This is a genomic window from Streptomyces sp. (assembly GCF_035644915.1).
GTDB lineage: Bacteria > Actinomycetota > Actinomycetes > Streptomycetales > Streptomycetaceae > Streptomyces.
In genome coordinates this window covers 23,579-48,932 of the sequence record NZ_DASQNP010000139.1, presented here as the reverse complement: position 1 = coordinate 48,932, position 25,354 = coordinate 23,579, and the positions used below count along the sequence as shown (strand labels likewise).

Genomic DNA, 25,354 nt, shown 5'->3' with positions numbered 1-25,354 from the left:
CCGCGGGGGAACCAGTGGGAGAACCGGCGGGAGAGCCGGCGGAGGTCCCGGCGGGAGGGGCGGTCGGGGCGGGGGTACGGTCGTCGGCGGTCACAACCAGAAGTCTCGCACGTGTCCCTACCCGCCCGGGGCACCCGTTCCGCCTACGCTGCGGCCCATGGCAGCGGCGCGAGCACACCTGACGGACGGCATGGACGGTCCCGGCGGTGAGGAGGCCCCGCGGCCCTTCCGGCAGGCCGTGGCGGCCCTGGCGGCACTGCGGCCGAGGCCGGAGGTCCGGCTGGCCCCGCTGCCGCCGCCCCGGCGGCTGGCACCGTTCGCGCACGCCGTGGAGGCGTCGGTCGAGGTGGACGGCGAGGAGCTGGCCGACGGGCGGTTCGTGCTGCTGCACGACCCGGCGGGCCAGGAGGCGTGGCGGGGCACGTTCCGGGTGGTCACCCTGGCCCGCGCCGAGCTGGAGCCGGAGATGGCGGCGGACCCGCTGCTGCCCGAGGTGACCTGGTCGTGGCTGACGGGCGCCCTCCGGGAGCGGTCGGTGGCGTACGCCGAGCCGGGCGGCACGGTGACGCGGGCGGGCTCGTACTTCTTCGGGGAGCTGGCGGGGCGCGCGGCGCGGGCGGAGCTCGAGGTCAGGGCCTCGTGGACCCCGCGGGACGACCTCGGGAGCGCGGCGGCCGGGCACCTGGGCGCCTGGTGCGACCTGCTGTGCCAGTGCGCGGGGCTGCCGCCGGAGAGCGGGGAGGGCGCGGCCGTCGTACCACTGCCGCAGCGCCGCGGCCCGCAGCCACTCTGACGGTTCCCCGGATCGGGTTGATGTCCGGTTTGTTCGGAATTGCCACTCACTCATTCGTGATCATTCCCTAAAGCCGGACCGGTGAGCTGCCGAAGCATTCAGTGGCCCTTCACGGGGCTCCATCCCGACTTCTCCCCATAGTCGGCTTCCGTCCGCTCTCCACTCCCCAGGAGGCCCGGTGTCCGTTCTTCTTGAGCACCCCACAAGCCTGGTCGCCTACCGCCCGAACAAGCCGACGGCCATGGTCGTCGTCGCCGACCCCCGCGTCCGTTCCACCGTCACCCGCCACCTGTGGGCGCTCGGTGTCCGGGACGTGATCGAGGCGTCGTCGATCGCGGAGGCCCGTCCCCGAGTGGCAAACCCACGCGACATCTGCGTGGCCGAGGTCCACCTGCCCGATGGCTCCGGCCTGACCCTGCTCTCCGAGACCCGGGCCGCGGGCTGGCCCAACGGGCTCGCCCTGTCCGCCGCCGACGACATCGGCGCCGTGCGCAACGCGCTCGCCGGCGGCGTCAAGGGATACGTCGTCACCGGCACCCGCGGCACCCCCGTACACCCCGGCCGTCCCGGCGCCGCCCCCATCGGCGCCGCCGCTGCCGCCCGCATGCACCGCCGCCCGCCCGGCGCGCCCGGTCAGCCGAACGGCTACCGCGAGCTGTCCGGCCGGGAGATCGAGGTGCTGCGGCTGGTGGCGGAGGGCCAGTCCAACAAGGCGATCGGCGTCTCCATGGGCCTGTCCGCCCTGACCGTCAAGAGCCACCTCGCCCGGATCGCCCGCAAGCTGGGCACCGGGGACCGCGCGGGCATGGTCGCGGTCGCTCTGCGCACCGGCATCATCCACTGATCCCGCCACTGCTCCCCCTGCTGATCCCACCGCTGATCCATCACTGATCCCCCGGAGTCCTCGGCGTCCGCGGCGTCCGCCGAAGCCGCCGGCCACCAGGACGCACCGACTCCCGTTCCCTCGGCCCGGCCCCGCCGGTCCGGGGCCCGACCTCTGCCCCCCGTTCCCCCACCCCACCGCCCGGCCTCCGGGTCCCGCCGTGCGCAGCGCCCGCCGACGTGACGTTCCGTCGGCGGGCGCTGCGCACTGCGTGCACGCGGATACCCTTGTCGGGTGACCGACGCCCAAGAGACCGCCATAAGCAGCAACGCAGCTCAGCCTCCCTCGCGGGATGCAGGTCCGGCGCCGGTCCCCTTGCTGGAGCCGCGCGAGGGCATCCCGCCCGTGATCGCCACCCCCGAGGCCCTCGCCGAGGTCGTGGACGCCTTCGCCGCGGGCAGCGGTCCCGTGGCGGTCGACGCCGAGCGGGCGTCCGGATACCGCTACGGGCAGCGTGCCTACCTCGTCCAGCTGCGCCGCGCGGGCGCGGGGACCGCCCTGATCGACCCGGTGGGCTGCCCGAACCTGTCCGGCCTCGGGGAGGCGCTCCAGGACGCCGAGTGGGTGCTGCACGCCGCCACCCAGGACCTCCCCTGCCTGCGCGAGATAGGCATGCAGCCCAAGCGGCTGTTCGACACCGAGCTGGCCGGCAGGCTCGCGGGGTTCGCCCGGGTCGGCCTCGGGGCGATGGTCGAGAACGTCCTGGGCTACTCCCTGGAGAAGGGCCACTCCGCGGTGGACTGGTCCACCCGCCCGCTGCCCGAGCCCTGGCTGCGGTACGCGGCGCTGGACGTGGAGCTGCTGGTCGACCTGCGCGACGCCCTGGAGGAGGAGCTGGAGCGCCAGGGGAAGCTGGACTGGGCGCACCAGGAGTTCGCCGCCATCGTCGCCGCCCCGCCGCCGGCCCCCCGCAAGGACCCCTGGCGCCGCACCTCGGGCATGCACAAGGTCCGCAGACGGCGGCAGTTGGCGGTGGTGCGGGAGCTGTGGACGGCACGCGACAAGGTGGCGCAGCGGCGCGACGTCTCGCCGGGCAAGGTGCTCACCGACGCGGCCATCGTGGAGGCCGCGCTGGCCCTGCCCTCCACCGTGCAGGCGCTGGCCGCGCTGCCGGGGTACGGGCACCGGATGGGGCGCAAGCAGCTGGAGCAGTGGCACGCGGCGGTCCAGCGCGCCCGCGCCCTGCCCGAGAGCGAGCTGCCGCAGCCCGCCCTGGCGCCGAGCGGCCCGCCGCCGCCCCGCGCCTGGGCCGACAAGGACCCGGCCGCCGCCGCCCGGCTCTCGGCGGCACGGACGGCGGTGACGAAGCGTGCCGAGGAGCTGAACCTCCCCCAGGAGAACCTGCTCGCGCCCGACGCCGTACGGCGGCTGTGCTGGGAGCCGCCGGGCGAGGTCTCCGAATCCGCGATCGCGGACGCGCTGCGCGCGCACGGCGCGCGGGAGTGGCAGATCGAGCAGACGGCGGCGCTGCTGGCGGTCGCCCTGTCGGCCGAACCGCCGAAGGACTAGGGCCGCGCCGGCCCCGGCTCCCTCCCGGCGCCGCGGAAGGGGGAGGCCGGGGCCCGGAGGACCGGCCCCGCCGCGGATCGTGCTTCCGCCTGTGAGGCGGTGACGCCTAAAGTGAGCGTCCACCGACAACCAGGGGGGTACAGGATGTCCTATCCGAACCAGCCGTACCAGCCGCATCAGCAGCCGCCGAACCCCTCCAACACGCTCAGCGTGGTCGGGATCGTGCTCGGCTGCGTGGCGTTCCTCTTCTGCCCGCCGCTCTTCGGCATCGCGGGGATCATCTGCGGCGTGGTCGCGAAGTCCAAGGGCGAACGGCTCGCCCCGACCGCCATCGGGCTCTCCATCGCGGGTCTGATCGGCGGAATGATCCTCGGCTTCGTCCTCTTCCAGGGCATGTACGGCCTCTGACGGCACCGCGCGCCGCCTTCCGGCCCGTTCCGCCGGGGACGTCCTCGCGCCCCGGGATCCGGACCGTCCGCCCTTCTTCCGCCCCGGGGGGAGGGGCGCACGTGTGACGTGTGCCCCTCCCCCCGGGGCGCCCCTTGCGCTCCATCAGTTACCGGCCGGTAGCATTGTGGTGGGAAGAACGTCGTGTTCGGCGACCGCACTTCCCCGGGGGACGCACCCCCGGACCCCTGGCCGCACCTGGAGGAGAGCCAACGTGCCTCGTACCGCTAGGGACGTCGTCTTCGTCGACGGCGTTCGCACCCCGTTCGGCAAGGCGGGCCCGAAGGGCATCTACCACGAGACCCGCGCCGACGACCTGGTCGTCAAGTGCATCCGTGAGCTGCTGCGCCGCAACCCGGACCTGCCCCCGGAGCGCATCGACGAGATCGCCATCGCCGCGACGACCCAGATCGGCGACCAGGGCCTCACCCTCGGCCGCACCGCCGGCATCCTGGCCGGGCTGCCGACGACGGTGCCCGGCTACTCCATCGACCGCATGTGCGCCGGTGCCATGACCGCCGTGACCACCACCTCCGGGTCGATCGCCTTCGGCGCGTACGACGTCGTCATCGCCGGCGGCGTCGAGCACATGGGCCGCCACCCGATGGGCGAGGGCGTGGACCCCAACCCGCGCTTCGTCTCGGAGAAGCTGGTCGACGAGTCCGCCCTGTTCATGGGCATGACGGCGGAGAACCTGCACGACCGCTTCCCGCACCTGACCAAGCGGCGCGCCGACGAGTACGCGGTGCGCAGCCAGGAGAAGGCCGCCAAGGCGTACGCCGACGGCAAGATCCAGGCCGACCTGGTGCCGATCTCCGTCCGCCGCACCGCCGCGGTCGCCCAGGAGTCGGGCGGCGAGGCCGGCTGGGGCCTGGTCACGGCCGACGAGCCGATGCGCCCGGGCACCACCCTGGAGCAGCTCGCGGGCCTGAAGACGCCCTTCCGCGCGCACGGCCGCGTCACCGCGGGCAACGCCGCCGGTCTCAACGACGGCGCCACCGCCTCCCTGATCGCCGCCGAGGACGTGGCGCGGGAGCTGGGCCTGCCGGTCAAGATGCGCCTGGTCTCCTACGCCTTCGCGGGGGTGGAGCCGGAGGTCATGGGCGTCGGCCCCATCCCCTCCACCGAGAAGGCGCTGGCCAAGGCCGGTCTGTCGATCGACGACATCGGCCTGTTCGAGATCAACGAGGCGTTCGCCGTCCAGGTGCTGGCCTTCCTGGACCACTACGGCATCGCCGACGACGACCCGCGCGTCAACCAGTACGGCGGCGCCATCGCGTTCGGCCACCCGCTGGCCTCGTCGGGCGTCCGCCTGATGACGCAGCTCGCGCGGCAGTTCGAGGAGCAGCCGCACGTCCGCTACGGCCTGACCACCATGTGCGTCGGTTTCGGCATGGGCGGCACCGTGATCTGGGAGAACCCCCACTGGGAGGGCAAGTGAGTTCCACCGCTGAGCTGTTGAAGGGCGCCGCCGAGCTGTTCCCGGACGAGGTCGTCACCAGCGCGCACGTACGCCACCTCGACCTCCCGCAGGGTGCCGGGCGGTTCGCGCTGATCACCCTGGACAACGGCCTGGACCACACCAAGCCCACCACCTTCGGGCCGCAGTCGCTGGCCAACCTGGACAAGGCGATCGACCAGGTCGAGGAGGAGGCCGCCCGGGGCGAGATCACCGGCGTCGGCATCACCGGCAAGCCGTTCATCTTCGCCGTCGGCGCCGACCTCAAGGGCGTCGAGGTGATCAGGCGCCGCGAGGACGCGCTGGCCATCGGCAAGGGCGGCCACGACGTCTTCAAGCGCCTGTCCTCCCTGGCCGTGCCCACCTTCGCGTACTACAACGGCGCGGCGATGGGCGGCGGCGTCGAGGTCGGCCTGCACTGCACCTACCGCACGGTCTCCCGGGCCGTTCCCGCCTTCTCCCTGCCCGAGGTCTTCCTCGGCCTGGTGCCCGGCTGGGGCGGCTGCACCCTGCTGCCGAACCTGATCGGCGCGGACCGCGCGGTCTCGGTGATCATCGAGAACTCGCTCAACCAGAACAAGCAGCTCAAGGGCGAGCAGGTCTTCGAGCTGGGCATCGCCGACGCCGTCTTCGACGGCGCCGACTTCCTGGAGCAGTCCCTGGCCTGGACCGCCTCGGTGCTCCGCGGCGAGATCGAGGTCGTCCGGCCGGACGTCGACCGCGGCGAGGCCTGGGACCAGGCGGTCGCCCGCGGCCGCGGCATCGCCGACGCCAAGGTGCACGGGGCGGCCCCGGCCGCGTACCGCGCGCTGGACATCATCGCGGCGGCGAAGAACGGCGACCTGCGGCAGGGCTTCGAGGCCGAGGACCGCGCCCTGGCCGACCTGATCATGAGCGACGAGCTGCGCAGCGGCCTGTACGCCTTCAACCTGGTGCAGAAGCGCGCCAAGCGGCCGGTCGGCGCCCCCGACAAGTCGCTGGCCCGCCCGGTCACCAAGGTCGGCGTCGTCGGCGCGGGCCTGATGGCCTCCCAGCTCGCGCTGCTGTTCGTCCGCCGCCTCCAGGTGCCGGTCGTCCTGACCGACATCGACCAGGAGCGGATCGACAAGGGCGTGGCCTACGTCCACGGCGAGATCGACAAGCTGCTGCTCAAGGGCCGGGTCAACCAGGACAAGGCCAACCGGCTCAAGGCCCTGGTGACCGGTTCCCTGGACAAGGCCGAGGCCTTCTCGGACGCCGACTTCGTCATCGAGGCGGTCTTCGAGGAGATGGGCGTCAAGCAGCAGGTGTTCGCCGAGGTCGAGGCGGTCGTGCCCGAGCACGCCATCCTGGCCACCAACACCTCCTCGCTGTCGGTCACCGAGATGGCGAGCAAGCTCAAGCACCCCGAGCGGGTCGTGGGCTTCCACTTCTTCAACCCGGTCGCGGTCCTGCCGCTGCTGGAGATCGTCCGCGCCGAGCGCACCGACGACGCCTCGCTGGCGACGGCCTTCGCGGTCGCCAAGTCGCTGAAGAAGACGGCCGTGCTGGTCAAGGACGCCCCGGCGTTCGTCGTCAACCGCATCCTGACCCGCTTCCTGGGCGAGGTGCTGCGCTCCATCGACGAGGGCACCCCCGTGGAGGTCGCCGACCGGGCGCTGGCCCCGCTGGGCCTGCCCATGTCGCCGATCGTCCTGCTGGAGCTGGTCGGCCCGGCCGTCGCCCACCACGTGGCGGGCACCCTCCACGCCGCGTTCCCGGACCGCTTCGCGGTCTCGGAGAACCTGGGCCGCGTCGTCGAGGCGGGCAAGCGCAACCTGTACGTGTACGACTCCGGCAAGCCGGAGCTGGACCCGGAGGTCGCCGCCCTCTTCGAGACCGGCGACACCGTCCTGACCGAGGAGCAGGTCCGCGAGCGCGCCCTGGACGCGATCGCCGGGGAGATCCGGCTGATGCTCGACGAGGGCGTGGTGGCCGAGGCGCAGGACATCGACCTGTGCCTGATCACCGGCGCCGGCTGGCCCTTCCACCTGGGCGGCATCACGCCGTACCTGGACCGCGAGGGCGTCTCCGAACGCGTCACCGGCAAGCGGTTCCTGGAGCCGGGCGCGGCAAGCGTCCCGCGGTAAGGGCGGCTTCCCTCCTTCCCGACGTCCCGGCTTTCCTCTCCACGGCGCCCGTCCGCACTCCCGTGCGGGCGGGCGCCGTCGCGCCGTGCGCGTCCGTCTGCATGACACCCTGGGGGACATGTCCGAACGCACTCTTCTGGTCGTGGACGCCGCCAACGTCGTCGGTTCGGTGCCCGACGGCTGGTGGCGGGACCGGCACGGCGCGGCCGAGCGGCTGCGGGACCGGCTCGCGGCGCGGGCCGAGCGGGACGGCGGGTGCGGGGACGAGGAGGTCGTGCTGGTCGTGGAGGGCGCCGCGCGCGAGGTGGCCTCCGTGCCCGGGGTGCGGGTGGTGGCCGCCGGGGGCAGCGGGGACGACCGGATCGTGGAGCTGGTGGCGGCCGAGGGACGGGGGCGGCGCTGCGTCGTGGTCACCGCCGACCGGGAGCTGCGCGCCCGGGTGGCGGCGCTGGGCGCCGAGGTGGCCGGGCCCCGTTCGGTCCGCTGACCGGCCGTACGCGCCGGCCCCGCCCTCAGCGGCCCGTGCGGCCCCGGTGGTCCGTGCGGTCCGTGCGGTCCGTGCGGACGTAGACCACCGCGCCGTCCACCCGCTCCGCGCGCTCGTAGTGCGCCGCCAGGAAGGCGCGCAGGGTCGGCATCCGGGCCGGGGCGTACGGCTTGCCGCGCGAGTCGTCGATGACCACCTCGGGCGGATCGGCGGCCAGTTCGGCGCGGAAGGTCCGCCAGCCGCCCTCGACGCCGTACCGCTCCCCCACCCGGTGTCCCTCCCGGCCGCCGCTGAAGTTGGTGAGCAGACCGGCGGTGAGGTAGCGGCTGGCCGGGGCGCGGTCGGCCAGCCAGTAGCTCTCCGGGTGCATGCCCCAGATGAGCACCTCCTCGTCCGGCGCGGTGTGCCGGCGCGCGGCGTCGGCCACCCGCCGGGCGTGGTCCAGCCCGGCGCCGTCCGCCACGGCGCTCCAGCCCAGGAACACCGAGCACGACAGCGCGCAGCACAGCGCCGCCGCGCGCAGCCGGGCGGCCGGCAGCAGGTGCAGGGCCCCGGTGCCCAGCAGGACCAGCGGCGGCAGGAGCTGGAGGTAGTAGTGCCCGAAGAAGTGGAAGCCGGAGAGCACGGCGACCGCGGACGCCGCCAGCCAGACCCACAGGTCGGCCGTGAGGACGCGGCGCCGGCCCGGCACCCGCCCGCGCAGCACCGCCGCCAGCGGCAGCAGCAGCCCCGCGCACCCCGCGGCCAGGACGGCGGTGTTGAGCAGCCCCCGGCCGAGCACGTGCAGTTCCGAGCCGCCGAAGGAGGCGTACGAGCCGGAGCCGGTGACCGTCCAGAAGAGGAAGCGGCTCCACCCGGTGGCCAGGGCCAGGCCCGCGACGGGGAGCGCGAACCCGGTGCCGAGCCGGGCGAGCGCGGCCCGCCGCTCCCGGCCGCGCGGCACCGACCGCCACAGCAGGTACGCCGCGGGGAGCAGGACGGCGCCGCCCGTCTGCTTCACCAGGAAGGCCCCGGCGACCGCGAGTCCGGCCGCGCCCCAGCGCCGGCGGTCGGCGCACCAGACGGCGGCGGCCGTGAACGGCAGCATGAAGACCTCGAAGTTCGCCGCCTGGGCGTCCTCGGGGTTGAGGCCGACCGAGACCGGGACGAGGAGCACCCCGGCGGTCCACCCGGCCCGGTCGCCCCAGCGGCGGCGGGCCGTGGCGGCCAGCAGCGCGGCGGTCGCCGCCACCGCCAGGACGGCCGCGGCCCTCACCGGCCACAGCGACTCGTCGCCGAAGACGGCGAACGCCCCCTGGTACAGCCAGGGCAGCAGCGGCGGCTTGCGGTCCACGACGGTGTCGTAGAGCACGCCGCCGTCCGCGAGCATCCGGGCCTGGGTGGCGAGGAAGCCCTCGTCGGGGTTCCACACCGGGCGCAGGAAGGACGGCAGGCGGGTGAGGGCGGCCAGCACCAGGAGCACGGGCAGCACCCGCGGCCAGAACGGCCCGGGGCCCGCGGCGGGACGGGACAGCAGCCGGTGGGCGACGGCACCGGCCTGCCGACGGGCCCGGGGGCCCGGCACCCGTCCGGTCGTCGGCGGCGTCGCCCGGGAGGCCACGGATCGCGGCGGCTCAGCGGCGGTCGGCATGGGCCCAACCTATCCGGACCGCCCTCCCGCCCCACCGGGAGCGGGAGGGGTCCGGCGCGGCGGGCTCCCCGCCGTGCCGCGCCGGTCCGGACCGGGCGTCAGTCGCGGGTGGCCTCCGCGGTGTCCTCGTCGGCGTAGCGGCCGTCGAGCTTGGCGACGAGGCCGGTGACCTGGCGGGCGATGTCCGGCGCGGTCAGCCCGATCTCGGCGAGCACCTCGGCGCGGGAGGCGTGGTCCAGGAACTTCGGCGGGATGCCGAAGTCGCGCAGCGGCACGTCCACGCCCGCGTCGCGCAGCGCCTGGGAGATCGCGGAGCCGACGCCGCCCACCCGGCTGTTGTCCTCCACGGTGACGACGACGCGGTGCCGGTCGGCCAGCGGCGGCAGGGCCTCGTCGACCGGCTTGACCCAGCGCGGGTCCACCACGGTGGTGGAGATGCCCTGCCGGTCGAGGAGGTCGGCGACCTCCAGGCACATCGGGGCCAGCGCGCCGACGGAGACCAGCAGCACGTCGGGCCGCTCGCCCTCCTCCAGCTCCGGCTCGCGCAGCACGTCCATGCCGCCGATGGTGCCGACCGCCGGGACGGCCGGGCCGACCGCGCCCTTGGAGAAGCGGACGACGGTCGGGGCGTCCTCCACCTCGACGGCCTCGCGGAGCTGGGCGCGCAACTGGTCGGCGTCGCGCGGCGCGGCGATCCGCAGGCCGGGGACGACCTGGAGGATCGACATGTCCCACATGCCGTTGTGGGAGGCGCCGTCGTTGCCGGTGACCCCGGCCCGGTCCAGGACGAAGGTCACCCCGCACTTGTGCAGGGCGACGTCCATCAGCACCTGGTCGAAGGCCCGGTTGAGGAAGGTGGCGTAGACCGCGAAGACCGGGTGCAGCCCGCCGGTGGCGAGCCCGGCCGCCGAAACCGCGCCGTGCTGCTCGGCGATGCCCACGTCGTAGACGCGGTCGGGGAAGGTGTCGGCGAACTTCTGCAGGCCCACCGGCTGGAGCATCGCGGCGGTGATGGCGACGATGTCGGGGCGCTCGTGGCCGAGCTTGACCATCTCCTCGCCGAAGACCGAGGTCCAGTCCAGGCCGGCGGCCGCCACCGGCAGGCCCGTGTCGGGGTGGATGACGCCGACGGCGTGGAAGCGGTCGGCCTCGTCCTGGACGGCGGGCTGGTAGCCGCGGCCCTTCTCGGTCAGGCAGTGGACGATGACCGGGCCGTTGAAGCGCTTGGCGCGGGCCAGGGCGGACTCCAGGGCCGCTATGTCGTGGCCGTCGATGGGGCCGACGTACTTCAGGCCCAGGTCCTCGAACATCCCCTGCGGGGCGATGACGTCCTTCAGGCCCTTCTTGGCGCCGTGCAGGGTCTCGTACAGCGGCTTGCCGACCACCGGGGTGCGGTTGAGCATCTCCTTGCCGCGGGCCAGGAAGCGCTCGTAGCCGTCGGTGGTGCGCAGCGTGGCCAGGTGGTTGGCCAGACCGCCGATGGTCGGCGCGTAGGAGCGCTCGTTGTCGTTGACCACGATCACCAGGGGGCGGTCCTTGGCGGCGGCGATGTTGTTCAGCGCCTCCCAGGCCATGCCGCCGGTCAGCGCGCCGTCGCCGATGACCGCGACGACGTGGTCCTTGCGACCCGTCACCTGGTTGGCCTTGGCCAGGCCGTCGGCCCAGCCCAGTACGGTCGAGGCGTGGCTGTTCTCGATGACGTCGTGCTCGGACTCGGCCCGTGACGGGTAGCCGGAGAGGCCGCCCTTGGCGCGCAGCTTCGAGAAGTCCTGCCGCCCGGTGAGCAGCTTGTGCACGTAGCTCTGGTGACCGGTGTCGAAGAGGATCTTGTCCTTGGGCGAGTCGAAGACCCGGTGCAGGGCGATGGTCAGCTCGACCACTCCCAGGTTGGGCCCCAGATGACCGCCGGTCTTCGAGACCGCGTCGACGAGGAAGGTCCGGATCTCCCCAGCGAGCCGGTCGAGCTGTTCGGGGCTGAGCCGGTCGAGATCGCGCGGTCCCGTGATGCGGGTCAGCAGAGCCACCCGTGCCTCCTTGCTGGTCGAGCCGTACGGGCCTGTGCCGATCCGTTGAGTCTAGTGTTCCGTTCGCAGCGGTGTGCGGCGGCCACCGCGTTCCTCGTCACACTCCGGGCCGGGCTCCGGATCGGGCTCCGGAACGCACGACGTCCGGTGCCGGGCCCCCGTGGCGGGGGCCCGGCACCGGACGGGACGGCTCGAAGGCGCCGGTCAGCCGCGGCCCGCGGACCGCTGGGTGCGCCGGGAGACCGAGTCGATGACGACCGCGGCCAGCAGCACGGCGCCGGTGATCATGTACTGGACGGCGGCGGCGATGCCCAGCAGGGCCATGCCGTTGGCGATCGAGCCGATCACCAGCATGCCGAGCAGGGCGGACCACACGGTGCCGCGTCCGCCGAAGAGGCTGGTGCCGCCGATGACCGCCGCGGCGATGGCCTCCATCAGCAGGTTGCCGGTGCCCGCGCCCTGGTTGGCGGCCAGGATGCGGGAGGCGATCATCAGTCCGCCGAAGGCGGCCATGGTGCCCGCGATGGAGAAGACCGAGATGCGGACGGCCGCGACGTTGATGCCGGCGCGGCGGGCCGCCTCGGTGTTGCCGCCCAGGGCGAAGACCTTGCGGCCGTAGGAGGTGCGCTTGAGGACGAAGTCCAGCGCGACCAGCACGACCAGGAAGATCAGCAGGGCCAGCGGCATGCCCTTGTACTGGTTGAGCATGTAGGCGGCGCCGAAGGCCAGCACGGCCAGCAGCGCGGTGCGCACCGCGATCTCGCTCAGCGGGCGGGAGGGGATGCCGGCCGCCGCGCGGCGCCGGGCGCCGAGGTACTGGACGGCGAAGAAGACGCCGACCGCGACCGCCGCGACGCCGTAGGCGACGGCGATGTCGGTGAAGTAGTGGTTGGAGAGGGTGGCGACCAGGCCCTCGCTGTCGAGGTTGATGGTGCCCGTGGTGCCGAGCACCTTCAGCATCAGGCCGTTCCAGGCGAGCAGGCCCGCGAGGGTGACGACGAAGGCGGGGACGCCGATCTTCGCGAAGAAGAAGCCGTGGACGGCGCCGATCACCGCGCCGGTGAGCAGGGCCGCGAGGACCGCCAGCCACTCGTTCACACCGTTGTTGACGGCGAGTACGGCGAAGGTGGCGGAGGCCAGGCCGCTGACCGAGCCGACCGACAGGTCGATCTCGCCCAGCAGCAGCACGAAGACGATGCCGACGGAGATCAGTCCGGTGCCGACGATGTAGACCGACAGGTTGGAGAGGTTCTCCGCGGAGAGGAAGGCCGAGTCCATCGACTGGAAGATGGCCCAGATGATGGCGAGTCCGACGACGACCGGGACGGAGCCCAGCTCGCCGCTGCGCATCTTCCGCTTGAACTCGGTCCAGTAGCCCGCGAAGCCCTGCTCGCGGACCAGCAGCCGCGGGTCGACGGCGACGGTGGCGCCCTTGGCGGCGCCGGTGCCGCCCGTGTCCGCCGGGACGGTGCCGGCCGGGGTGTCGGCCGTGTCGGCGGCCGGGGTCTTGGAAAGGTTGGTCTCACTCACGGTCGGCTCCCCGCGGTACGCGCCTTGCGGCGGGTCACGGCGTTGTCCGTGGCGCCGGTGATGGCGGAGATGATCTCTTCCTGCGAGGTGCTCGCGACGTCGAAGACACCGTTGTTGCGGCCGAGTCGGAGCACCGCCACCTTGTCGGCGACCGCCTTGACGTCCGCCATGTTGTGGCTGATGAGGATGACGGCGAGGCCGCGCTCGCGCAGTCTCTCGACCAGGTCGAGCACCTGGGCGGTCTGCTCGACGCCGAGGGCGGCGGTGGGCTCGTCGAGGATGACGAGCTTGGGGTTGCCCAGCATCGAACGGGCGATGGCGACGGTCTGCCGCTGGCCGCCGGAGAGGGAGGCGATGGGGATGCGGACGCTGGGGATGCGGATCGACAGGGTGTCGAGCAGCTCCCGGCTGCGGCGCTCCATCTCGATCTCGTCGAGGACGCCGGCGCGCATGATCTCGCGGCCGAGGAACAGGTTGGCGACGACGTCGAGGTTGTCGCAGAGGGCGAGGTCCTGGTAGACGGTGGCGATGCCCAGGTCCTGGGCGTCGTGCGGCCGGCTGACCTCGACGGGCCGGCCCTCCCACTCGAACACGCCCTCGTCGGCGGGGCTGACGCCGGCGATCGTCTTGACGAGGGTGGACTTTCCGGCGCCGTTGTCGCCCACCAGGGCGACCACCTCACCGGCGTGGACCTCCAGGTCGACATCGGTGAGCGCCTGAACGGCACCGAAGCGCTTGGAGATTCCGCGCAACGCCAGTACAGGCGTAGCGGACACGTGAACCAACTCCTAGAAGAGCACGGGGATCGAACCGCCCGGTGCCCGCGCCCCCGGCGGGGTTGGAGAGGGCGCGGGCACCGGCGGGGCCGGGTGGAACCGTCGGACGACTACTTCAGACCGGCCTTCGCGCACGCCTTGGCGTACTCCGGCGTGCAGATCTCCTCCAGCTTGTACAGGCCGTCCTTGATGACGGTGTCCTTCAGGTTGTCCACGGTCACCGACACCGGCGGGATCAGGGTCGCGGGAACGCCCTTGGTGGTCGCGCTGTCGACGGTGGTGTCGGCCTTGGGCTCCTCGCCGCGGGCGAGGGCGACGGCCATCTCGGCGGCGGCGTAGGCCTCCGGCTTGAACGGCTTGTAGACCGTCATGAACTGCTCGCCGGAGATGATGCGCTGGACGCCCGCCAGCTCGGCGTCCTGGCCGGTGACCGGCGGCAGCGGGTCGACGCCGGCGCTCTTGAGCGCGGTGATGATGCCGCCCGCCATGCCGTCGTTGGCGGAGTAGACGCCGACGATGTTCTTCTTGCCCAGGGAGGCGATGGCGCCGCTCATGTTCTTGTTGGCCTCTTCGGGCTTCCAGTCGGTGGTGTCGTAGGACTTGCCCACCTTGACCTTGCCGTCGAGGACGGACTTGGCGCCCTTCTTGAACATGGCGGCGTTGGGGTCGGTCGGCGACCCGTTCATCATCACGATCTGGCCGTTCTTGGCCTTGTCGCCCAGCGCCTCCAGCAGGGCCTTGCCCTGGACCTTGCCGACCTCCTCGTTGTCGAAGGAGGTGTAGGCGGAGATCGGACCCTCGGCGAGGCGGTCGTAGGCGACGACGGGGATGCCGGCGTCGTCGGCCTTCTTGACCGATCCGGCGATGGACTTGGAGTCCACCGCGTCCAGGATGATCGCGTCGACCTTCTTGGTGATCATCGAGTTCATCTGCTGCTGCTGGGTCGACGCGTCCTGCTTGGCGTTGACGTAGCTGACCTTGCAGTCGGAGCAGAGTTCCTTGATCCGCTCCTCGATCAGAGGCTTGTCGAAGTTCTCGTAACGGGCCGTCTGGTCCTCCGGCAGCAGCAGGCCGATGGTCAGCGGGCCGTCCTTCTTCTTCTCGCCGCCGGCCGAGCCGTTGCCGTCGGCCTCCTTGGCGCTGCCACAGGCGGCGAGCGAGACGGCCATGGCGGTGGCGGCCATGGCCACAGCGGCACGGCGCAGTTGCGTGTTCATCCAGAACCTCCCTGACGAGGCCGCGTCACTGCGGCCGAGGTGGCAGGAAGTCAACTCGGAGCGCAACCTGTCGTCAAGAAGTAAATCCTTAACGAGAACGCAACGATGCCTTGCGTGAACAAAGTGAACGCAGAGTGGCTAAAAGCAGCCGTGGGAGCGCTCTCTCCACCGGCGCGCCAGGAGGGTTCGACCCGCCCCTTCGCTTGTTTTCCGCTGCTCACCGGTTTTCGGACCGGGAAGCGGCCGTTCCCGGACGACCGGGCGGGGACGGGAGGGGAAGGCCGGAGCGGCCGGCCTCAGGCGCCGGCGGACGCCGCGACCGCGGGCACGGCCTCCAGGCCGCCCAGCGAACCGTCCAGCACCGTCGAGTCGCCCATCTCGCTCAGCACCAGCGCCAGCGCGCCCAGCACCTCCGCACGGCCGCCGAGGGCCCCCGGCACCACCGTCAGCCGCCGGGCGGCACTGGGGATGGCGTACCGGGAGACGGAGTCGCGGATCGGGTCGAGCACCAGGTCGCCGGCCTCGGCGAGGTCCCCGCCGAGCACCACCCGGCTCGGGTTCAGCAGGTTGCAGAGGTTGGCGACGCCGCTGCCGACGTGGCGCCCGATGTCGGCCACCACCCGGCGGCAGCCCGGGTCGCCCGCGCGGGCGAGCCTGACCACCTCGGTCATGGTCAGGTCGGGGCCGTGGCTGGAGTGCAGCAGGGGCAGGACGTAGCGGGCGGCGGTGAACGTCTCCAGGCAGCCGCGGTTGCCGCAGCGGCACACCGGACCGGACTCGTCCAGGGTGATGTGGCCGATCTCCCCGGCCGTACCGCCCGGACCCCGGTAGATCTGCCCGTTGATCACCAGGCCCGCGCCGACGCCGCTGGCGACCTTGATGTACGCCAGGTCCCGCGCCCCGCGTCCGCTGCCCCACACCAGCTCGCCGAGGGCGCCGAGGTTGGCGTCGTTGTCGACGTGGACCTCCACGCCGAGCCGGGCGGCCAGCTCCTCGCGCGGATTGGTCCCGGCCCAGCCCGGCAGGATGGCGGTGGAGCCCAGCGTCCCGGTCTCGACGTCGATGGGGCCGGGGACGCCCAGGCCCATCCCGATGACCTTCTCGCGGCGGAAGCCGGTCGAGGCGATCAGCCGCTCGACGAGCTGCTCGGCCCGGTCGAAGCCCTGGGCGGCGGAGACGTCCACGTCGATCGGCTCGGCCTCCTCGGCCAGCACCTGGTGGGCCAGGTTGCCGACGGCCACGCGCAGGTGGGAGTGGCCGAAGTCGACGCCGACGACGATCCCGGCGTCCCCGGAGAGCGAGACGCTGCGGGCCCGGCGGCCCCCGGCGGAGGTCGGGGTGACCTCGACCGTGCCGTTGTCCTTCAGTTCCCGGACGATGTTGGAGACCGTGGCGGCCGACAATCCGGTGGTCCGGGCGATCTCGGCCTGCGTGAGCGAGCCCGCCATGCGTACGGCCCGCACCACCCGTTCCAGGTTGGCTCGGTGCAGCGAGGACTGCGACCCCGGAGTCTCCACGACTCATCCACTCCCGCCTCGACGGGCGGCCCGACCACCTGCCCGTCGGCCGCACCACGCCGATGGGGTGCGGCTTGTCTCCAACACGTGAACTCTAAGAACAGCGTGAAGCGTTAACTCCCGTCAAGACCTTGAGCGGAGTGAGGCCATGGGCATACGCCCCTCCACAGAGCGTCACCACCTCGCGACGACGGGCGGCCGTCGCGTACGCGACGGCCGCCCGAAACCCGGCGAAACGTGCCGGAAACCGGACGAACGGGTGAAAACTAACACAGGGGGCAGAAGGGTGGAGAAGTCCGGCCGCGCTACTTCAGGGCGCCGGCGGTCAGCCCCGCCTGCACCTGGCGCTGGAAGACGACGTAGACGACCAGGATGGGCAGTACGGCCAGGGTGAGGCCCGCGAAGAGACCGCCCCAGTTGCCGCGGTAGCCCGTCTGGGCCGCCAGGTTGGCCAGGCCCTGGGTGAGGACGTACTTGTCGGTGTCCCCCACGTGCACCACCTGGGGGATCAGGTACTGGTTCCACTGGCCCAGGAAGTTGAAGATCCCCACGCTTATCAGGCCGGGCTTGGCCATCGGCAGCATCACCTGGAAGAAGATCCGGGTGTGCGAGGCCCCGTCGATCTCCGCCGCCTCCGCGATCGACCCGGGCAGGGTGCGGAAGAAGGCCGCCATGAAGAAGACGGTGAACGGCAGCGAGTAGGCGATGTAGACCAGGATCAGGCCGTGGTAGGTGTCCAGCAGCGTGAAGTTCTTCATCACGAAGAACAGCGGCACCAGGGCGACGATGATCGGGAACGCCATGCCGCCGACGAACAGGAAGTAGATCAGCCGGTTGCCGGGGAACTCGTAGCGGGCCAGGACGTACGCCACCATCGAGCCCAGCAGCATGGTGCCGACCACGGAGCCGGTCACCACGATCACCGAGTTGATCGTGTACTGGCCGATGTCCGCCTCGTTCCAGGCGAAGGACCAGTTGTCCCAGTGCAGCCTGGTCGGCAGCGACCAGGGGTCCTCCAGGATCGCCCCGGAGGACTTGAAGGAGTTCATCACCGCCCACAGCAGGGGTCCCGCGGCCATGACGGCCCACAGGATCAGGAAGGCGTGCGAGAAGACGTTGAGGGTGCGGCCGCCCTCGCCGCTCCCCGGCTTCCCGGTGGTCCCGCCCTGCGGTTCCGCGGGGCCGGCGGTGGTGCCTTTGGTGAGGGCCACGGCGGTCTCCGCCGGGTCCCCCGGGCGGAGCGAGGGCGACGGTCCGGCACTGGTCATGGTTCTGGTTCTCCCCGCTCGTCCTTCAGAACTCGATCCGGTCCTTGCGGCGCCCGAACGCCATCGCCACCACCGAGAAGGCCATGGTGACGATCAGCAGGGCCACCGCGACCGCGGTCGCGTATCCGGCCTGGCCGTCCTGGAACGCCTTGTTGTAGAGGTAGACCGGCGCGACGATGGTCGAGTAGGCGGGACCGCCCTGGTTCACCGTCAGGATGTGCACCACGGCGAAGGCGTCGAGCGCCATGATGCCCATGTACACCCAGCCGGTCTGCACGGTGTCGCGCATCAGCGGCAGCGTGACCCGGAAGAAGGTGGTCACCCGGCTGGCGCCGTCCAGCAGCGCCGCCTCGTAGATGTCCTTGGGGATCGAGCCCATCGCGGCGGAGAAGAGCACCACGTAGAAGCCGACGTTCGACCACACCATCACGACCACGACGCACCAGAAGGCCAGTCGCGGGTCGCCGAGCCAGCTCTGCTGCCAGGACTCCAGGCCGACGGCCGACAGCATGCCGTTGAGCAGGCCGCCCTGGGGGTTGAAGATGTACTTCCACAGCACCACGACGATCGCGATCGACAGGGCCTGCGGGAAGAAGTAGACGATCTTGTAGAAGTGCGAGCCGCGGACCCCGGCGACCGTCTCGCCCCTCCTGTGCCGGCCGCCGACGTTGAGCATGAAGGCGAAGAACAGGCCCAGGCCCAGGGTGATCACCGGCAGGACCAGCAGCAGCAGGACGTTGTGCCACAGCGACTCGAGGAAGATGTCGTCGTCCAGCAGCCGCTCGAAGTTGTCCAGGCCGACGAAGGCGAAGTCGCTGCTGAGGCCGGTCCAGTCGGTCAGCGAGTAGTAGAAGGTCTGGAAGAAGGGCGACACGACCAGGATGCCGTAGAGCACCAGGGGCACCGCGAGGAATCCCGCGATGAAGCGGTACTTCACGAAGGTCCGGTAGTGCGGGGAGGTCTGGAACCCCCTCCCCTTCCCACCGGTCCTCACCGGTGGTGGTGCCGCTTCCTTGGTGGCCTCGGCCACCGTACGGCTGTCACTGGCCATGCCGCCCTGTCCCATCTCCGTGTCCCGGTTGTCCCGGCGTGCTCACTGACCGACTCTCAGGACGGCCGGCTCATGCGTGCTTGTACTTCTTGATCGAGTCGTCCTTGGCCGCCTTGTCGGCGTACTCCTGGCACTTCCTCATGGCCTCGGCCGGCTTCGCCCGGCCGGCCATCAGCTCGGCGAACACCGAGCTGAGCTGCTCCTTGTGGAGGGTCTGGTACCAGTCGGCGATCCGCGGGTTGAGCACGTTGTCCCCGGCGTCCTTGAGCACCTGGTCGGCCGAGGCGAGACCGGAGGACATCTCCAGGCCGTCGGTGGCCCCGGCGACGCAGGAGAGGGCCTTCACCAGCCGGGAGAAGTTCTGCGCGGACTGCTTGCTCAGCATGATGCGCAGGAACTCCATGCCGCCCTCGGCGTTCTTCGCCTGCGCGGGCACGATGAACGGCTCGTCCGCCTTCGCCCACAGGGCTCCGAAGGGCATCTTGTCCGAGGAGTCCAGGCCGGTGACCGGGCCGACGGCCATCCCGAAGTCCTTGGGCGTGGTGTCGGCGGCCTCGTTCTCCACCCAGGAGCCGTTGGGGATGAAGATGCACTTGCCCTTGGTCCACTGGGTCTGGGACTGGATGTGGTCCAGGCCCGGGGTCCCCCGGAGGATGTAGCCCTTGGCGGCCAGCTCGTAGTACGCCTCGAAGGCGCTCTTGACCGCGTCCTGCTTCCAGGCGTTCGGCTCCAGGTTGTCGATGTTCCTGATGACGTCCGGGCCGCCGATCTTCCCGATGAAGGCGTAGAGGGTGAAGGGGATGTAGTACGGGTGCTGGCCGGCGTACGTCCAGCCCGCGATGCCCTTCTTCTTGGCCTTGGCGCACAGGGCGAGCATCTCGTCCCAGGTCTTGGGGTACTCCCAGTCGTTGTCCTCCAGGAGCTTCTTGGAGTACCACTGGCCGAAGACGGTGTAGGCGTAGTTCAGGCGCCAGACCTTCTCGTCGCCGTACTGGCCCATCTCGATGGTGCCCGGCAGGAGGGTGTCGCGGACCTTGGTGCCGGGGTCGTCGATGGAGGGCGCGTCCAGCAGCGGGCTCAGCTCGGTGAGCTGGCCCTTGGCGATCAGGGTGGCCGCGTCCATCTGCTCGGCGCCGGAGTTGTCGATGAGGTCCGGCGGGTTGCCGCCGACCATCCTCGGCTGGAGCACCGAGCGGATCTTCTGGGTGGCGGTCAGCTTGACCTTGCCGTAGCTCTGCTCGTAGATCTTCGCGGCGTCCTTGCCGTACTGGGTGCCGTAGCCGCCGTCGAAGATGACGAAGTCCAGGGGGGCGTCCTTGTTGACGCCGAGCGGGTTGTCCTTGGTCTTCTTGCCCTTGGCGACCTTGCTGTCACCACCGCTGTCGCTGCTCGCGCAGGCGGAGAGCACACCCATGGCGGGGACGGCTGCCAGGCCCGCCGCGGTGGCCCGCTTGATCAGATCACGACGGTTGACATCGGTGGAACCCATGCTCAAGTCCTCGCCTTCTCCAGGACTCAGGCGGTGTACCGGAACCACCGGGCACCGCTGGTGAGTTGAAGCTGAGTTGTACGGGATGTACGCCGGGTCTCGCAGAGCTGTGCGGGGTCCTCCCGATGCCGCCCTCCCCCGGGCCCGCGGTCCTCTCATCTGACCGCCCGGACGCCGACAGGTATAGTCCACTTCCCTTCTCAGGGGCAAGATCGATGCGCGTTTGGGTGTCAGTCTTTCCCGAGTTGAGACCTGTGGGAAACGCGCCGGGGCCGTACCTCCCACGGAGGGAGGTACGGCCCCGGCATCACCGGTTGAACGCGGTCTCCCGCGTCGCCCCGATTACTTGTGATTACTTGCGGATCAGCGAGCGCAGCACGTACTGCATGATGCCGCCGTTGCGGTAGTAGTCCGCCTCACCGGGGGTGTCGATCCGCACCGTGGCGTCGAACTCCACACCGGTGTCGGTGGTCACCTTCACCGTCCGCGGGATGCCGCCCTCGTTGAGCGCGGCGATGCCGCTGATCGAGAAGGTCTCCTCACCCGTCAGGCCGAGCGAGTCGGCGGAGGCGCCCTCGGGGAACTGCAGCGGCAGCACGCCCATGCCGATCAGGTTCGAGCGGTGGATGCGCTCGTAGCTCTCGGCGATGACGGCCTTGACGCCCAGCAGTGCGGTGCCCTTGGCCGCCCAGTCGCGCGAGGAGCCGGAACCGTACTCCTTGCCCGCCAGGACGACCAGCGGGATGCCGGCGGCCTGGTAGTTCCGGGAGGCGTCGTAGATGAAGCTGACCGGCCCGCCCTCCTGGGTGAAGTCGCGGGTGTAGCCGCCCTCGGTGCCGGGCGCGATCTGGTTGCGCAGCCGGATGTTGGCGAAGGTGCCGCGGATCATGACCTCGTGGTTGCCGCGGCGCGAGCCGTAGGAGTTGAAGTCGCGGCGCTCCACGCCGTGCTCCAGCAGGTACCGCCCCGCCGGGGTGTCGGCCTTGATGGCGCCGGCCGGGGAGATGTGGTCGGTGGTGACCGAGTCGCCCAGCTTGGCCAGCACCCGGGCGCCGGTGATGTCCTGGACCGGCTCCGGCTCCAGGCCCATGCCCTCGAAGTACGGGGGCTTGCGGACGTAGGTGGACTCCGGGTCCCACTCGAAGGTGTCACCGGTCGGGACCGGCAGCGCCTGCCACTGGGCGTCGCCGGCGAAGACGTCGGAGTAGCTGCTGCCGAACATCTCCTGGCCGATGGTGGAGGCCACGACCTCCTCGATCTCCGACTCCGACGGCCAGATGTCCCGCAGGTAGACCGGGTTGCCCTCGGAGTCGGTGGCCAGCGGCTCGCTGGTGATGTCGATGTCCATGCTGCCCGCGATGGCGTAGGCGACGACCAGCGGCGGGGACGCCAGGTAGTTCATCTTGACGTCGGGGTTGATCCGGCCCTCGAAGTTGCGGTTGCCGGAGAGCACCGAGACCACCGCGAGGTCGTGGTCGTTGACGGCCTGGGAGACCTCCTCCGGCAGCGGGCCGGAGTTGCCGATGCAGGTGGTGCAGCCGTAGCCGACCAGGTTGAAGCCCAGCTTCTCCAGGTACGGGGTGAGGCCGGCCCGGTCGTAGTAGTCCATGACGACCTTGGAGCCGGGGGCCAGGGTGGTCTTCACCCACGGCTTGCGGGTCAGGCCCCGCTCGACGGCCTTCTTGGCCAGCAGCGCGGCGCCGACCATCACGTACGGGTTGGAGGTGTTGGTGCAGGAGGTGATGGCCGCGATGGCCACCGCACCGTGGTCGATCTCGTACTCGGTGCCGTCGGCGGCGGTCACCCGGACGGGCCTGCTGGGACGGCCCTCGGCCGTGACGGCGGCGGAGTGCTGCGGGGCACCGGCGCCGTTGTCCTCGTGGCCGTAGGCGGGGGCGTCACTGGCCGGGAACGACTCGGCGCTGGCCTCGTCCACCGGGGAGGCCACGCCGTGGGGCTTCTCCTGCTGCGGCACGCCCGGCTTGCGGTCCTCGCCGCCGGTCACGCCCTCCTTGATGTAGTTCGGCAGGTCGGCGCGGAACTGCCGCTTGGCCTCGGACAGGGCGATGCGGTCCTGCGGGCGCTTGGGGCCGGCGATCGACGGGACGACCGTGGACAGGTCCAGCTCCAGGTGCTCGGAGAAGTCCGGCTCGGCGGCCGGGTCCAGCCACAGGCCCTGCTCCTTGGCGTACGCCTCGACCAGCGCGATCTGCTGCTCGCTGCGGCCGGTGAGCCGCAGGTAGTTGATGGTCTCGCCGTCGATCGGGAAGATGGCGGCGGTCGAGCCGAACTCCGGCGACATGTTGCCGATGGTGGCGCGGTTGGCCAGCGGCACCGCGGCCACGCCCTCGCCGTAGAACTCGACGAACTTGCCGACGACCCCGTGCTGGCGCAGCATCTCGGTGATGGTCAGCACCAGGTCGGTGGCGGTGGTGCCGGTGGGCAGCTCGCCGGTCAGCTTGAAGCCGACGACGCGCGGGATGAGCATCGAGACGGGCTGGCCGAGCATCGCGGCCTCGGCCTCGATGCCGCCGACGCCCCAGCCGAGCACGCCCAGGCCGTTGACCATCGTGGTGTGCGAGTCGGTGCCCACCAGGGTGTCGGGGTAGGCCCTGCCGTCGCGGACCATCACCACGCGGGCCAGGTGCTCGATGTTCACCTGGTGGACGATGCCGGTGCCCGGCGGTACGACCTTGAACTCGTCGAAGGCGGTCTGGCCCCAGCGCAGGAACTGGTAGCGCTCCTTGTTGCGCCCGTACTCCAGCTCGACGTTCTGGGCGAACGAGTCACGGGTGCCGAAGCGGTCGGCGATCACCGAGTGGTCGATGACCAGCTCGGCGGGGGCCAGCGGGTTGATCCGCGCCGGGTCGCCGCCCAGCTCCTTGACGGCCTCGCGCATGGTGGCCAGGTCCACCACGCAGGGCACGCCGGTGAAGTCCTGCATGATCACGCGGGCCGGCGTGAACTGGATCTCCCGGCTGGGCTGCGCGCCGGCGTCCCAGTCGCCCAGCGCACGGATGTGGTCGGCGGTGATGTTCGCGCCGTCCTCGGTCCGGAGCAGGTTCTCCAGCAGCACCTTCAGGCTGTACGGCAGGCGGGCGGAGCCCTCGACCTTGTCCAGCCGGAAGATCTCGTACGACTCGTCGCCCACCTGCAGCGTGCTGCGGGCGTCGAAGCTGTTCGCCGACACGACAGTCTCCTTCAGTGCATGGTTCGCTCGTACCACCGCGATCCTGCCGCCCCGGACCCCGGCTTCTCCGCTGAGGTTCACCTAACTTAGGCTTACCTCACCGACCTTCTCGGCGGACGCGGCGGTGGTGCGCCTCTCGGCAGATATCTCGATGTCGAGATAACTCTAGTACATCGCCGCCCCGCGGTCATGCCCCGTCCCGGAGTCCGGGTACCCGCGCACCCCGGCCCAACCGGCCGTCCGGACGATGGGCCGGACGGGGGACCGCGCCCGCCGCCCCGCTTGTCCGGCACAGGGGTGGAAATATGAAGAAAAGAGGGACATGCCGCCGCCCCAGAGATTGACATCTCATATCTGAGATAACATTGGCCTCATGACCGACGACTACCTCCTGCGTATCGGCAAGCTCATCCGTGACGCCCGCCAGCATCGAGGCTGGACACAGGCGCAACTTGCAGAGGCGCTGGGGACCAGCCAGAGTGCGGTCAACCGCATCGAACGCGGCAACCAAAACATCAGTCTTGAGATGATCGCCCGCATCGGCGAAGCCCTGGACAGCGAGATCGTCTCCCTCGGCTACTCCGGGCCGATGCACCTGCGGGTCGTCGGAGGCCGCCGGCTGTCGGGTTCCATCGACGTCAAGACCAGCAAGAACGCCTGCGTCGCCCTGCTGTGCGCCTCCCTGCTGAACTCCGGACGCACGGTGCTGCGGAGGGTCGCCCGGATCGAGGAGGTCTACCGCATCCTGGAGGTGCTGGGCTCCATCGGGGTGCGCACCCGCTGGATCAACGACGGCGCCGACCTGGAGATCGTCCCGCCGGCCGAGCTGGACCTGGACGCCATCGACACCGAGGCCGCGCGCCGCACCCGCAGCATCATCATGTTCCTCGGTCCGCTGCTGCACCGGATGGACCACTTCCGCATCCCCTACGCGGGCGGCTGCGACCTGGGCACCCGCACCGTGCAGCCCCACATGAGCGCGCTGCGGCACTTCGGCCTGGAGGTCACCGCCACCGAGGGCATGTACCACTCGGTGGTGAACCGCTCCGTCCGCCCCACCCGGCCGATCGTGCTGACCGAGCGCGGGGACACCGTCACCGAGAACGCCCTGCTGGCCGCCGCCCGGCACGACGGCGTGACCGTCATCCGCAACGCCTCCCCCAACTACATGGTCCAGGACCTGTGCTTCTTCCTGGAGCAGCTCGGCGTGCGGATCGAGGGGGTCGGCACCACCACGCTCACCGTGCACGGCGTCCCCCACATCGACCTGGACGTGGACTACTCCCCCTCCGAGGACCCGGTCGAGGCGATGAGCCTGCTGGCCGCGGCGGTGGTCACCGAGTCGGAGCTGACGATCCGCCGGGTGCCGATCGAGTTCCTGGAGATCGAGCTGGCCGTGCTGGAGGAGATGGGCCTGGACCACGAGCGCGGCGAGGAGTACCGCGCCGACAACGGGCGCACCCGGCTGGTCGACCTCACCGTGCGGCCCTCGAAGCTGGAGGCGCCGATCGACAAGATCCACCCCATGCCGTTCCCCGGCATCAACATCGACAACGTGCCCTTCTTCGCGGCCATCGCCGCCAGCGCCCAGGGCAAGACGCTGATCCACGACTGGGTCTACGACAACCGGGCCATCTACCTGGCCGACCTCAACCGGCTCGGCGGCCGCCTCCAGCTCCTCGACCCCCACCGCGTCCTGGTCGAGGGCCCCACCCGCTGGCGCGCCGCCGAGATGATGTGCCCGCCCGCGCTGCGCCCGGCCGTGGTCGTCCTGCTGGCGATGATGGCGGCCGAGGGCACCTCGGTGCTGCGCAACGTCTACGTCATCAACCGCGGCTACGAGGACCTGGCCGAGCGCCTGAACTCGGTGGGCGCGCAGATCGAGACCTTCCGCGACATCTGACCGGCGGGTGCCGCCGCTCCCTGCCCGACCTGCACGCGTACGGGCCGGGGAAGGGAGCGGCGGCACCCGTGGG

The 25,354-nt window shown here is 71.3% G+C and carries 18 protein-coding genes; 8 read left to right on the top strand and 10 right to left on the bottom strand.

Annotated features, from left to right (window positions below; genetic code table 11):
* Nucleotides 1–157: 157 nt before the first annotated feature.
* The 7 genes from VE546_RS15985 to VE546_RS15955 all read left to right on the top strand — a co-directional run bounded on the left by VE546_RS15985 (nt 158) and on the right by VE546_RS15955 (nt 7,686).
* The gene (locus tag VE546_RS15985; RefSeq protein WP_324922787.1) at nt 158–793 is read left to right on the top strand and encodes a DUF3000 domain-containing protein; all 636 of its coding nucleotides are present in this window, start codon (nt 158–160) and stop codon (nt 791–793) included.
* Between the two features lie 178 nt (nt 794–971).
* Nucleotides 972–1,637 carry a response regulator transcription factor gene (locus VE546_RS15980; RefSeq protein WP_324922785.1) on the top strand — a complete coding sequence of 222 codons (666 nt, stop codon included), beginning with the start codon at nt 972–974 and terminating at the stop codon, nt 1,635–1,637.
* Between the two features lie 273 nt (nt 1,638–1,910).
* Nucleotides 1,911–3,185: a ribonuclease D gene (locus tag VE546_RS15975; protein WP_324922783.1), complete on the top strand. Its 1,275-nt coding sequence runs from the start codon at nt 1,911–1,913 to the stop codon at nt 3,183–3,185.
* 144 nt (nt 3,186–3,329) lie between these two features.
* A complete protein-coding gene (locus tag VE546_RS15970; protein ID WP_324922782.1) occupies nt 3,330–3,593 on the top strand; it encodes a hypothetical protein in 264 nt (87 codons plus the stop codon).
* 253 nt (nt 3,594–3,846) lie between these two features.
* On the top strand, nt 3,847–5,073 hold the full coding sequence (locus VE546_RS15965) for an acetyl-CoA C-acyltransferase (RefSeq protein ID WP_324922781.1): 1,227 nt from the start codon (nt 3,847–3,849) through the stop codon (nt 5,071–5,073).
* Nucleotides 5,070–7,199, top strand: coding sequence for a 3-hydroxyacyl-CoA dehydrogenase NAD-binding domain-containing protein (locus VE546_RS15960; protein ID WP_324922779.1), 2,130 nt, complete (start codon nt 5,070–5,072; stop codon nt 7,197–7,199). The genes VE546_RS15965 and VE546_RS15960 overlap by 4 nt, the downstream gene beginning before the upstream one ends.
* Nucleotides 7,200–7,317: 118 nt before the next feature.
* Complete coding sequence (locus VE546_RS15955) at nt 7,318–7,686, top strand: NYN domain-containing protein (protein WP_324922778.1); 369 nt, start codon at nt 7,318–7,320, stop codon at nt 7,684–7,686.
* A 25-nt stretch (nt 7,687–7,711) separates the two neighbouring features.
* Here the strand turns inward: VE546_RS15955 and VE546_RS15950 are convergent, their stop codons facing one another.
* The 10 genes from VE546_RS15950 to VE546_RS15905 form a co-directional block, all read right to left on the bottom strand.
* Nucleotides 7,712–9,316 carry a glycosyltransferase family 39 protein gene (locus tag VE546_RS15950; protein WP_324922777.1) on the bottom strand — a complete coding sequence of 535 codons (1,605 nt, stop codon included), beginning with the start codon at nt 9,314–9,316 and terminating at the stop codon, nt 7,712–7,714.
* A gap of 98 nt (nt 9,317–9,414) precedes the next feature.
* Entirely contained in the window at nt 9,415–11,340 is a 1,926-nt protein-coding gene (dxs, locus tag VE546_RS15945; RefSeq protein ID WP_324922776.1) for a 1-deoxy-D-xylulose-5-phosphate synthase, read from the bottom strand.
* Nucleotides 11,341–11,544: 204 nt separating this feature from the next.
* Complete coding sequence (locus VE546_RS15940; RefSeq protein WP_324922774.1) at nt 11,545–12,870, bottom strand: sugar ABC transporter permease; 1,326 nt, start codon at nt 12,868–12,870, stop codon at nt 11,545–11,547.
* Nucleotides 12,867–13,655, bottom strand: a complete 789-nt coding sequence (locus VE546_RS15935) for an ATP-binding cassette domain-containing protein (RefSeq protein ID WP_324922773.1) — start codon at nt 13,653–13,655, stop codon at nt 12,867–12,869. The genes VE546_RS15940 and VE546_RS15935 overlap by 4 nt, the downstream gene beginning before the upstream one ends.
* A 101-nt stretch (nt 13,656–13,756) precedes the next feature.
* On the bottom strand, nt 13,757–14,863 hold the full coding sequence (locus VE546_RS15930) for a sugar ABC transporter substrate-binding protein (RefSeq protein WP_324922772.1): 1,107 nt from the start codon (nt 14,861–14,863) through the stop codon (nt 13,757–13,759).
* 296 nt (nt 14,864–15,159) lie between these two features.
* Nucleotides 15,160–16,380, bottom strand: a complete 1,221-nt coding sequence (locus VE546_RS15925) for an ROK family transcriptional regulator (RefSeq protein ID WP_324922770.1) — start codon at nt 16,378–16,380, stop codon at nt 15,160–15,162.
* A gap of 305 nt (nt 16,381–16,685) precedes the next feature.
* Nucleotides 16,686–17,648 (bottom strand): carbohydrate ABC transporter permease, encoded by a 963-nt coding sequence (locus VE546_RS15920; protein ID WP_324922767.1) that lies wholly within the window; start codon nt 17,646–17,648, stop codon nt 16,686–16,688.
* Between the two features lie 25 nt (nt 17,649–17,673).
* On the bottom strand, nt 17,674–18,699 hold the full coding sequence (locus VE546_RS15915; RefSeq protein ID WP_324922765.1) for a sugar ABC transporter permease: 1,026 nt from the start codon (nt 18,697–18,699) through the stop codon (nt 17,674–17,676).
* Between the two features lie 70 nt (nt 18,700–18,769).
* Nucleotides 18,770–20,188, bottom strand: coding sequence for an N-acetylglucosamine/diacetylchitobiose ABC transporter substrate-binding protein (gene ngcE / locus VE546_RS15910; protein ID WP_324922764.1), 1,419 nt, complete (start codon nt 20,186–20,188; stop codon nt 18,770–18,772).
* 352 nt (nt 20,189–20,540) lie between these two features.
* Entirely contained in the window at nt 20,541–23,378 is a 2,838-nt protein-coding gene (locus VE546_RS15905) for an aconitate hydratase (protein WP_324922763.1), read from the bottom strand.
* A gap of 373 nt (nt 23,379–23,751) precedes the next feature.
* On the opposite strand from VE546_RS15905, the gene VE546_RS15900 reads away from it, so the two are divergent.
* On the top strand, nt 23,752–25,281 hold the full coding sequence (locus tag VE546_RS15900; RefSeq protein WP_324922762.1) for a UDP-N-acetylglucosamine 1-carboxyvinyltransferase: 1,530 nt from the start codon (nt 23,752–23,754) through the stop codon (nt 25,279–25,281).
* Nucleotides 25,282–25,354 lie beyond the last annotated feature (73 nt).

Coding starts and splice junctions, on each gene's coding strand:
- VE546_RS15985 (WP_324922787.1), top strand. CDS start 158: ATGGCAGCGGCGCGAGCACACCTGACGGACGGCATGGACGGTCCCGGC.
- VE546_RS15970 (WP_324922782.1), top strand. CDS start 3,330: ATGTCCTATCCGAACCAGCCGTACCAGCCGCATCAGCAGCCGCCGAAC.
- VE546_RS15955 (WP_324922778.1), top strand. CDS start 7,318: ATGTCCGAACGCACTCTTCTGGTCGTGGACGCCGCCAACGTCGTCGGT.
- VE546_RS15950 (WP_324922777.1), bottom strand. CDS start 9,316: ATGCCGACCGCCGCTGAGCCGCCGCGATCCGTGGCCTCCCGGGCGACG.
- VE546_RS15930 (WP_324922772.1), bottom strand. CDS start 14,863: ATGAACACGCAACTGCGCCGTGCCGCTGTGGCCATGGCCGCCACCGCC.
- VE546_RS15920 (WP_324922767.1), bottom strand. CDS start 17,648: ATGACCAGTGCCGGACCGTCGCCCTCGCTCCGCCCGGGGGACCCGGCG.
- VE546_RS15915 (WP_324922765.1), bottom strand. CDS start 18,699: ATGGCCAGTGACAGCCGTACGGTGGCCGAGGCCACCAAGGAAGCGGCA.
- ngcE (WP_324922764.1), bottom strand. CDS start 20,188: ATGGGTTCCACCGATGTCAACCGTCGTGATCTGATCAAGCGGGCCACC.
- VE546_RS15900 (WP_324922762.1), top strand. CDS start 23,752: ATGACCGACGACTACCTCCTGCGTATCGGCAAGCTCATCCGTGACGCC.